The following is a 9,318-nucleotide window of genomic DNA, read 5'->3' as shown; positions in this document are numbered from 1 at the left end:
GAGCGGGTAGTGGGGCGCGCCGCGCCCCGCACCGCTAGGTCAGCGCTCCGCGCCTCCCTCCCGTGTCTGATGCGTCGTCAATCCTGGCGGCGCCGGGGCGAGTTGCGCCGCAGTGATCATCGGCGCGTTGCGCCGATGCGGCATCGAGGCGGGGCCGGCCCTTCGGCTGCGGGTCCGTTCGGGGCGGGGGGACTCCCCTCCCGCGTCGCTTCGCGCCGCGACTTGATGAGGTTTGCAAACTAGGAATGCCAAGATGGGGGCATGGACAAGTTGGGGAAGGCACCTGTGACCGCGAAGGTCTCGCTCGGTACACGAGAGCGGCTGACGGTAGAGCTTGAGGCGCAGCGCGCACACCGGGCGACGCTCGCGAGCGATCAGCGGTGGAGGGTGAAGGGGCTGACGCGTCAGGATGCGGCGCAGGTGCGGGCCGCCTGGCGGCGCGAGCTGGACCGGCTGAGGAAGGCCGGCGAGCTGCTCGACACCATCGACGTGCTCGCCATACACGGTATCGAACTGGAGCTGAGGGCCCGCGGCTGGTGGGACCGGCGATGGCCGGCGGTGCCTGAAGAGGCGATGGATCCGGGTCGCTGGCCGGGATCCCGAGACGGCGGGTATCCCAAGGCGGTGCCGCTGCGACTCCCCCAGCCCCTGGCACGCAAGACGTATGCGGCCTGCTGGCACACCTCGGTGAAGTCGATCGAGCTGCTGAGGGACTGGAGGGACCGGCACCCGGGCATGGTCCCGGCGCGGTACTCCGCGGACCCGGAGAAGCTGCCTGGGGCGTTGCAGGAGTACGCCCTCCTCGCTCAGCAAGTGACCACGGTCGGTGATGTGTGGCGGGGTGGGCTGGACCGAGGGATCGAAGCCGGAACGGCCCTGCGCGCTGGTTTGCAAACTACAAAATAGCTGGTCAGAGCCCTGCACTGGTTGCGCGGCGTCTCTTGTGCCGCTACCTTCCTTACAGCAGACGGCGATGTTCGAGTCGCCGCTCAACCCTCGTGGAGGCGACGCATCGTGACGGAGCAGCAGCTGACGCAGGAGCAGAAGCCGGTGGTCGAACCGGTCTGGTACGGCAGCTGGAGCGAGGTGCCGTGGATGATGGCGTCGAAGACCCAGATGGCGAAGGCGGACCTTCCCAGGGAGCCGGTGGGCCCGGTCCGTGGCTACGTGCCGGGCCGTGACTTCCGGGACAAGGAGATCAGCATCCCGCTGTACTCCGTCGCTGAGTCGGTGCCGACGAAGGCGTCCGGCGGGCAGCTGGCTTCCGCCGATGGCCGCCGGACGACGACCGTGCGGGTGTGCACGGACTGCGGTGCCAACTGCCAGCAGCCGCTCCAGCCGCGGGAAGGCCGGCACCTGTGCGCGATGTGCTGGCGCATCGCCAAGTTGGTCGACTTCCAGATCCGGCTGGGCGAGCGCCGGGCCGTGCTGGCGGACTGGGCACGCGAGCGCCTGGCGGACGAGGCGCTGGCCGTGGTGTGGGTGGAGATGCAGAACGGCGGCCGTACGGACTCGGGCCGGGTCCGGCCGCCACTGGCGGCCCGGGTGCACGCGGTCGACGCGCAGGGCAAGCGCCTGGTCGACGTCGTCGTGAAGCTGGCGGGGCCGCGGACCGAGGGCGCGCGGCCGGATGCAGTGCCGGCCGAGGAAGGTGTCGGGAAGCTGCGGAAGGCGCTGGGAGGGCGCCGGGTGCTGGTGTGGGCAGTGGACTCACTGAAGCCGGTCACGGACCGGCTGAAGGTTCTGGGGCACCCGCTGGAGCTGGAGCGAGTGCCGATGCTCGTGACGGGGGCGCCGTGGGACGGGTGGCAGGGGCAGATGAAGGACCTGGTGGCGCAGTGGCGCGGCGAGCTCGATCCGGCGACCGGTGAACTGCTCAGCGGATGGGAGCCGGCCACGGCGGACCGGCTGCACCTGCTGCTGACGAGGATGGCGTCGACCGGGCACCGGGGCCGGGACGGCAGCAGCGCACAGAGCCGCCGCGAGGCGGGCCAGGAGCGGGCCTGGGGAGCGTACGACGTGCGGGTGGCGGTGACGGGCCCGGCGGCGGCTGGAGAGCGCCTGGCGGATGTTCTCGCGGACGAGGGTGTGGTGGACCGGAACTCGGTGATCGGGCCTGTCCCTTCCCGCGAGGTGCCGGGCGCAGCGGTGACGTACATGGCCGGACGGGCGGACGCCCTGGTGGAACCGGTCGCGGACAGCGGGCCCTGACCCTCCCCGTGTCTTCGCACGACGGTGCCCGGCCCCTTTCGAAGGGAGCCGGGCACCGTCGTGTTGGGCATCCACCCGGCGCCCCGCACGGGACTCGTGGGGCGCCGGGTGGATGATGGCCGGGTGGTCGGGGCTGATATCAGCAGTCCCGACCACGCCTACTTCTGCGGTTCGAGGTGGTGGTGCTGCACCTCGGTTGGGATGCCGCGGCCGTTGAGGACTTCGGCGACGGCGTCGCCCAGGACGACGGCGCGGGTGCGGCCGTCGCGGTCCCCGATCAGGACCCGGGCGGTGAAGTTCTTCTTCGAGTTGAAGTCGAGCAGGGCCTTGGCCTGGCCCACGACCTGCTCGATCCTCGTGAAGGCCATGCGGGAGGCCATGACGTGCTGGACGACGTCCTCGTCCTTGCCGTCGCGGCCCGCCAGGTCCTCGAGGTCGGCGGGGTCGTCCAGGCCGACGCCGCGCACGTCGACGAGCAGGCAGCCGATGACGGTCTCCGGGACGCCGTGCTCGAACCCGAAGGTCTCGATGGTGATCCAGGGGAACTCGCTGGCGCTGTAGTTCATGGTCGTCCTTCCGTCGTACGGGGTGGGCGGGGCGGGTCAGCGGTCGATGACGGGCTTGTCGAGGTCGCGGTGGACGAGGGTGACGTCCAGGCCGCGGTCGACGTACTGCTTGGCGAGGTCGTCGATCCCGAGTTCGGCGGTGGTGTCGAGGTCGCCGGTGAACACGGCGTGCAGGGCCAGAGCAACCGTCGCGGCACGGTGCCGGCCGCCCGCACAACCCGGGGCGACCCGGACCGGGACGGTCTGCGTCGGTCCGGCGAGGAAGCCCTCGATCGCGTAGACGAGTCCGGCGAGCAGCTGCTTGATGCCGGGGGTGTTCATCACCGTCTTGCGGACGATGGCGTGGTGGGCGGTGAGCTGGCGCATGTCGAGCTGGATGTGCGGATCGCGGAAGTGTCGTCGCAGGTCGATGACCAAGTGGGCGTCGGGCGCGGCCTGGTGGCCGAAGCCGAAGGACTCGATCTCAAGGGCGGTCATGTCTCTACCTTCCGTGCCGCCCGGGGGCGGCGGTAGTGAGTCGGGGGTGTTGCCCGTTGCCAGTTCCCGCCCTGCCCGCCCGGCCCGCGCAGCGCGGGCCGGGCGGGGCCGGTCAGCTCTCCTCGAACCTGGCGGTGGCGCAGGGCGGGCAGAGGTGGACGGTCTCGTGGTCGTCGGTCTCCGGGTAGAGGGCGGTGGTGAACGGGTCCTTCATCGCCTTCACGTCGGGCTTCTGCTCCCCGCAGCCTCCGCAGCGAGGGAGCAGCGGCGCCATGAGTTCCAGGGCGCGGTAGAGGCGCTCTCCGGTGCTGTCCTGGCTGTACGCCTGGGCTTCGTCCAGGAGCTCCACCACGCGGTCGATCCGGTCGTCGTCGACCTCGGTGATCGAGACGGTGATGGTGCCGATGACGTCGCCGACGGCGGCCAGGACGCCGGCCTCCGGGGCCTGCTGGTCGTACAGGGCGCGCAGCACGGCGGCGTGCGGGGCGATGTCCTCGGTGCGGGTCGCGGCGTCGCGCAGGCGGTCCAGGCCGACGCGGACGATGGCGATCGCGGCGTCGATCTCCTGCTGCAACGTCATCTTGGTGCTCGACACATCGGGGCCTTTCTCGAAGAGGTGAGCGGTGGAGGGCGGGGTCACAGGGCGGCGATGAGCAGGGCCGCGAGGAAGAGGAAGAAGACGTGGAACGACTGATCGAGCGCATAGGCCCCGGTCCCGAGATGTCCGGCGGGCTTGCCGTCGGCGGTGACGGGGTGGAACGGGTGGGCGCCGGTGCCGAGGTTGTAGAACTCGGTCTTGCCGGTGACCTTGGCGAGCCAGGCGAGGCTGGAGCGCCGGTCCGCCCACCAGTGGGAGGCGGCGTCCAGGGCGAGGCCGGCGGTGACTCCGGCGATGGTCAGCGGCAGGTCGAGGACGACGGCGGCGAGCGCCAGGAGCAGCACCTTGGTGAGGGTCAGGCCGATCACGTGACGGGTGCAGGCGAGGCGGCCGACGTGGCTGGACTGGCCGGGGTTGCGGTCGTGCTGGCCCTTGTCGGCGCTCTGCACCGAGGTCTGCACCCAGTGGTCCCCGACGCTGTGGGCCACCCACAGGATCACGAAGACGGCGGCGAAGGTGGCGATGGTGGCGGTGCTTGAGACCATGGGTCTCTCCTCTTCTCGTTACGTGCGGGTTGGGGGAGAGGCGGGGCGGCCGGTCGCCTGGCAGTGAGTGGCCGCCCCGTCCTGATCAGTCGAGCGGGACGATGTCCTCGCCGGAGGTCAGCAGCTCGCCCTCGCCGTCCCAGTCGATGACCCACTGACCGAGCGCGGTCTTCGCCGCGGTGCCCTGGCGGGCGGGGTCGCGGCGGTCGCGGACGCGGTCGCCGGCCTCGAGGCGGGACACGGCGTTCTCGATGGCCTTGTCCTGGGTGTCGCGGGACTTCAGACGGTCAGCGACCAGCTTCTTGACCTCGGCGGGCGGGCCGGAGTGGATGCCGGTCTCGTCGACGTAGTCGCCGTGCTCGGCGTAGTCCTTGGCGACCTTCTGGTAGCGGGACTTGGCGGTGGAGCGGGGCGCGTCCAGCGCGGCGGCCAGGGTGCCCCAGGACGCCTTGTACTTGTCGCGCAGCAGGAGGAGCAGGAGCTCCAGGCGCCGGTCGGTGTGCTCGGCGAGCCAGTTGAGTCCGAGGGCCATGTGGTACGCGTCGTCGGCGTCGGTCGGGTTGCCGCCCTCGCCGGGCTTGGGGAACGTGCGCAGGAAGGACTCGAGGTAGCCGCGGGAGACCCAGCCGTAGAGGAAGCCCATCGGGTCGTCCTCCTTGTTCCAGCGGATCGTGAGCTCGCTCTGTCCGTCCTCGGTGGTGGTGAGCTTGTGCTCCATGGGAGCCCCCTTCGATCTCTGTACGAACTTCGTACACCAATGACTGTACGAGATCCGTACAGGGCGGGCAAGAGTGCGCCCATGATTCTTTAGACGAACTCCGCTCCACCCGGCCGCAGTTCACCGACCGCCCCCGCCAACCCCTCCCCCGCGTCGCCTCGCAGAGCGCCCGGACCCGCTCCCGGCGGTCAACGTCCGCACGCTTCGGCCGTCGTCCACAGGCACGATGTGGAACGGTCAGCCCATGACTCAGGGCACCACCGGCTCACCAGCGCCGGCACGCACGGCCAGCAAGCCGCTCAAGAAGACCGACCTGCCGATCCGCGTCCCGCTCATCCACGGGGAGACGAACGCGTCGTTCCTCCACCGCACCGCGGTCGCCAACCACCTCGAACTCCCCCGGCTGCTGAAGGCCCTCCACCGAGGCCGCGCAGCCGCACTGGACAAGGCCGACGTACGGCCGAACCTCCAGGAGCTCCGCCTCAGCCCCGAGGCCCTCGCCCGCCTGGCCGCGCTCGTCGAACGGGACGAGGACCAGCTGCGCCGCGCGCTCCCCGGCCTGCACCCCGAGCAGCTGCTGAAGACCGCCGGCCCCACCGTCCGCATCACCGACTGGCCGGACGGCCTTGGCACCTCACCACTGAAGGCGTGCCCCCTCTGCCTCGAGGACGACGCCTGGCTGGTCGCCCACGGCCACCGCTGGAGGCCCTGCGCCTGCGCCCGCCGCTGGCAGTGCGGAGACGACGGCGGCTACCTCATCGACACCACCCCCCTGCCGGAGATCGGCCGGGCACTCATGGAGCACCGCGCGTTCGACCACCGCATCGGCCCCGCCGGTGACGCCCTGGTCGCCGACGCCCACCAGGTCGCCCTGTGGTGGTGGGTCAACCGGCAGGTCGCCCACGAGACGTGGCGCACGAGGGAAGACGAGCTCGGCTTCGGCCGGCACCGCCGCCGGGCCGCGCCCGCCGCCGTCTACCCCGAAGCCCTGCGCCTGGCCGCCGCGATGGACGAATGGGAGACCCGCCGAACCACCCCCGACGCCTCACCCCACGAGTGGCTGGCCGACGTCGCGGCCCGCTTCGAGACCCCGGGCATCGTCGGCGGCCGGGAAGGCGAACCGCTGTGGCACTGGCTCGACCTCCACCCGGCCCTCCCCGCCGGGCCCGCCACACGGCGCACCAAGACCGCCGAACGCCGCTGGAACCAGCTGCCCGCCCTCCACCACCGGCCCGACGACCGCGGGCCCTTCCACGCGAAATCGTGCCTGCGCTGGGTGTACGGACTCCCCCTCACCTCCACCACCGAGTTCTGCCCGTACTGCAACGGCCGCGCCCTCAGCTGCCGATGGGTCGCCTCCCCCGACTGCCCAGAGCGCCCGGCGGACGACCAGCGCTCATAGAACAGCCGGACAACGGCTACACCGGTGACAGCGGTGACAGTCCAGGTCAGCGACGCACCCCGGACGAACTGAGGTCGACACCGGCAGAAGAACGGTGACAACCCAGGTCAGCGCCTCACGCGCCCAGGCGGACATCACCCGGCGAGAACGAGCGAAGGACTGGTGACCTGCACCGTCACCGTTGTCACCGACACGCGAGAGGCCCGGCACCCGCCGGGCCTCTCGCGTGATCAGACCACCTGCACGAGGGCCCACGATCCCGTTCCAGAAACTCACCTACGCGAAGTGTCCAAAAGAACGGCTACAACGGCTACAACGGCTACACCGCAGGTCAGAGGCGTTTTTCCTCCTCGCGCTCCGGCGCGGTCCCTCGTAACGGTTACATCGCAGGTCAGAGGCCCTTTCACCGACCGAGCGCACCGAACGGCTACCCCAGCCAAAACGCTCTGACCTGCGGTGTCACCGTTGTAGCCGTTCTCCTGCCCGCCGACGGCTACAAGCACGGGTCGCGGCCGACGGCGAAACCGCAGGCCAGCCCCAGGGGAGCGCAGCGCGAACGAACGGCTACAACGCTCTGACCTGCGATGTAACCGTTGCGGAGCGCTTCCTCGCGAAACCGCCGGCCACCACCGGTGATGCGGCGCGCAGCACCCCGCCAGAGCTCCACCGAACGGCTACAACGCTCTGACCTGCGATGTAACCGTTAGCGAGCTGCCTCGCCGGGCCTTCGTCATCATGGGCACGGGCCCGGGAGCCTGTCGGGCCGTCTGTCCGCCGGCATCCGCATCGGTGACACTCGTCCGATGGACGCAGGAGTAGCCGCCGTGCTCGGAGCGGCAGTTGGAGCAGTCGGAACCGGGTTAGCCGCTCTGGCGAGCGGGTGGCTGGGAGCACGCAGCGTGCAGCAGCAGATCGCCGCTCAGCACATCCAGGCAGATCATCAGCGCCGCTTCGAGCACGCCCGTGAACGTCGTGAACCGCGCAGCCAGGCGTACGCCGCCCTCATCTCTCAGACGCAGAGCGTCGGCACTCTGCTCAGCGCAATGGACCGCTCCGGGAACTACACCCAGGACGACGTCTCCCCGGTGCTGGAGGAGATCGTCAAACTGCTCCGCTGCCGCGCCCGCGTCATGGTCGAAGGACCCGTCGATGTCGCAGACAGCACCGAAGACCTGATCAACATGATCACGGCCTGCCGCGACCGGCTGTTGGTGCTGGCCTCCATACCCGGCGCTCCCCCGGAGCTCCAGGCCACGCCCCGCCAAGAGCTGATCGAGACATGCGGTGATGAGCTTGGAACCCTGGCGGAGGCGCTGGAGACGTTCGTCGAAGCAGCGCGTCAGGCCCTGGACGCCGACGGAGTGACCCCCGTGCACTCGGTCCTTCCCGCCACCCAGGCTGGCTCCCCCTGATACCCCGCAGTCACCCCGCGAAGTGATGCAGCAACCAGGTCAGCCCGGAGACGGCGGCGCCACCCGCCGCCATCGCCCCGCCACGGACAAACGCGAAGAGCGCCGTCCGAGCGACCGCACGGTATCGGGACTGCTGCTTGTCGGTCTGTGCCACGAAAGCTCCTCCAGAGCCACCGGCCGGTCCCCCAGCCACAAGAGCCCCTCGGCTCCCGCTCTTCCAGCCTCAAGCCCGCCCGGCACACCAGAGCGCAAGTCGACCCGAACTGAGCGCAGTTGAAGGAATCCGCAGTCATGCTGAGAGCTGTCAACAACTGTCAACCGGGGGACCTCTATGCCGATCGATATGCCCGACACCCGCCACGTCCCCGAGGGACCGCACCGACAGCTACTCCTCGCCCTCCACCAGCTGTACCGCGACGCAGGCCGCCCAGGTATCAAGCGAACGAGCGACACCATCCAGGGCCGCAACGACTTACCCGGCACCCTCAGCCACGAAGGAATCAGCAAGATCCTGCACGGCACGGTGGTCCCGCAGCACTGGCAGAAACTCGAATCCCTCGTGCGCCAGTACCTCACCTGGAGCGTCGACCAGACCCGACCCGAGCAGGCCGCCGACACGGTCCGCAACATCCTGGACCTGTGGCACAAGGCCACCGAGGAAAGGACCCGCAAGGTGTACACACCCGAGGAAGTCGTACGCCGGGCACTGAAGCTCCCCGAAGACGAGGCCTCCAAGTTCATCTACGACGCAGCCTTCGACCCGGATACCGACTTCCTCCCGCTGGTCGTTGCTCTCATGCCTGTTCTGCCCGATGAAGGCATCCGCCTGCTGCGCCGGGTCGGCGTCACCCACGACGAGGAGGATGACCCCCGCCTTGCCGACTTCATCACCGAGATCCAGCGCTACCCCGCCGACGTATGGCACGGGCATGACCCGCTCACGGCACTCCTGCGTAGCGCGGCCACCCGCACCTCATCCGGCACCCACCTCATCAAGCTGCTGCTCCAGCGGGGCAACACCGCCGGCGTCCAGGCGTACTTGAAGACGATCGCCCTGCGCACCGACCCGCTCAACGTCGCGCTCCTGGTGGTCGACCTCGCCAAGGCCCGCGGCCTGACCACCGTGATCGATGAGTTCCTCAAGGCCATCGCGCAGCACATGCCTCGTCCCCTCGCGGTGAAGGTCCCCACGCACCTCAAGAAACTCGGTCGTCGACGCGAAGAGCGGGCGCTGGCCGGCCTTCTGGCCGCGTAGCGCCCGCCAACCGAAACCCGCACATGGGAGTGGGGGGGGGGGGACGGCCGCGCAGGGGCGAACCAGAAGACCGGGGGCCGCCCGCGGGCCCCCCGAGGCAGGGTGGGGGAGGGGGAGGGGGCGCGGCGCCCCCC

11 protein-coding genes are annotated in these 9,318 nt (G+C 70.2%); 5 read left to right on the top strand and 6 right to left on the bottom strand.

Going from position 1 to position 9,318, the window contains the following annotated elements:
- Nucleotides 1-261: 261 nt before the first annotated feature.
- A complete protein-coding gene (locus ACFWW8_RS33930) occupies nt 262-906 on the top strand; it encodes a hypothetical protein (protein ID WP_386535467.1) in 645 nt (214 codons plus the stop codon).
- A gap of 108 nt (nt 907-1,014) precedes the next feature.
- Nucleotides 1,015-2,211, top strand: coding sequence for a hypothetical protein (locus ACFWW8_RS33925; protein ID WP_386535465.1), 1,197 nt, complete (start codon nt 1,015-1,017; stop codon nt 2,209-2,211).
- A gap of 158 nt (nt 2,212-2,369) precedes the next feature.
- On the opposite strand, the gene ACFWW8_RS33920 is transcribed toward ACFWW8_RS33925, so the two are convergent.
- The 5 genes from ACFWW8_RS33920 to ACFWW8_RS33900 all read right to left on the bottom strand — a co-directional run bounded on the left by ACFWW8_RS33920 (nt 2,370) and on the right by ACFWW8_RS33900 (nt 5,115).
- Nucleotides 2,370-2,777: a hypothetical protein gene (locus ACFWW8_RS33920; RefSeq protein WP_386535463.1), complete on the bottom strand. Its 408-nt coding sequence runs from the start codon at nt 2,775-2,777 to the stop codon at nt 2,370-2,372.
- Between the two features lie 36 nt (nt 2,778-2,813).
- Complete coding sequence (locus ACFWW8_RS33915; RefSeq protein ID WP_386535460.1) at nt 2,814-3,254, bottom strand: ATPase; 441 nt, start codon at nt 3,252-3,254, stop codon at nt 2,814-2,816.
- Between the two features lie 112 nt (nt 3,255-3,366).
- Nucleotides 3,367-3,849 (bottom strand): hypothetical protein, encoded by a 483-nt coding sequence (locus ACFWW8_RS33910; protein WP_386535458.1) that lies wholly within the window; start codon nt 3,847-3,849, stop codon nt 3,367-3,369.
- A gap of 41 nt (nt 3,850-3,890) precedes the next feature.
- Nucleotides 3,891-4,397 (bottom strand): transcriptional regulator, encoded by a 507-nt coding sequence (locus ACFWW8_RS33905; RefSeq protein ID WP_386535456.1) that lies wholly within the window; start codon nt 4,395-4,397, stop codon nt 3,891-3,893.
- Between the two features lie 85 nt (nt 4,398-4,482).
- On the bottom strand, nt 4,483-5,115 hold the full coding sequence (locus tag ACFWW8_RS33900; RefSeq protein ID WP_386535454.1) for a hypothetical protein: 633 nt from the start codon (nt 5,113-5,115) through the stop codon (nt 4,483-4,485).
- 244 nt (nt 5,116-5,359) lie between these two features.
- Between ACFWW8_RS33900 and ACFWW8_RS33895 the strand changes: the two genes are divergently transcribed.
- Nucleotides 5,360-6,517, top strand: a complete 1,158-nt coding sequence (locus tag ACFWW8_RS33895; RefSeq protein WP_386535452.1) for a TniQ family protein — start codon at nt 5,360-5,362, stop codon at nt 6,515-6,517.
- A gap of 899 nt (nt 6,518-7,416) precedes the next feature.
- A complete protein-coding gene (locus ACFWW8_RS33890; RefSeq protein WP_386535449.1) occupies nt 7,417-7,929 on the top strand; it encodes a hypothetical protein in 513 nt (170 codons plus the stop codon).
- A 10-nt stretch (nt 7,930-7,939) separates the two neighbouring features.
- Here the strand turns inward: ACFWW8_RS33890 and ACFWW8_RS33885 are convergent, their stop codons facing one another.
- Nucleotides 7,940-8,083: a hypothetical protein gene (locus tag ACFWW8_RS33885; RefSeq protein ID WP_383204963.1), complete on the bottom strand. Its 144-nt coding sequence runs from the start codon at nt 8,081-8,083 to the stop codon at nt 7,940-7,942.
- Nucleotides 8,084-8,272: 189 nt separating this feature from the next.
- On the opposite strand from ACFWW8_RS33885, the gene ACFWW8_RS33880 reads away from it, so the two are divergent.
- Complete coding sequence (locus tag ACFWW8_RS33880; RefSeq protein WP_386535446.1) at nt 8,273-9,184, top strand: hypothetical protein; 912 nt, start codon at nt 8,273-8,275, stop codon at nt 9,182-9,184.
- Nucleotides 9,185-9,318: the final 134 nt, after the last annotated feature.

This window comes from Streptomyces sp. NPDC058701, assembly GCF_042715295.1.
GTDB lineage: Bacteria > Actinomycetota > Actinomycetes > Streptomycetales > Streptomycetaceae > Streptomyces.
Note: the sequence above shows the minus strand (reverse complement) of the source record. Positions and strands in the feature narration are given on the sequence as shown.

What these genes read in the sequence shown, in the direction of transcription:
- ACFWW8_RS33905 (WP_386535456.1), bottom strand. Translation starts at nt 4,397, where the DNA reads ATGGTCTCAAGCACCGCCACCATCGCCACCTTCGCCGCCGTCTTCGTG.
- ACFWW8_RS33880 (WP_386535446.1), top strand. Translation starts at nt 8,273, where the DNA reads ATGCCCGACACCCGCCACGTCCCCGAGGGACCGCACCGACAGCTACTC.
- ACFWW8_RS33930 (WP_386535467.1), top strand. Translation starts at nt 262, where the DNA reads ATGGACAAGTTGGGGAAGGCACCTGTGACCGCGAAGGTCTCGCTCGGT.
- ACFWW8_RS33915 (WP_386535460.1), bottom strand. Translation starts at nt 3,254, where the DNA reads ATGACCGCCCTTGAGATCGAGTCCTTCGGCTTCGGCCACCAGGCCGCG.
- ACFWW8_RS33900 (WP_386535454.1), bottom strand. Translation starts at nt 5,115, where the DNA reads ATGGAGCACAAGCTCACCACCACCGAGGACGGACAGAGCGAGCTCACG.
- ACFWW8_RS33920 (WP_386535463.1), bottom strand. Translation starts at nt 2,777, where the DNA reads ATGAACTACAGCGCCAGCGAGTTCCCCTGGATCACCATCGAGACCTTC.
- ACFWW8_RS33895 (WP_386535452.1), top strand. Translation starts at nt 5,360, where the DNA reads ATGACTCAGGGCACCACCGGCTCACCAGCGCCGGCACGCACGGCCAGC.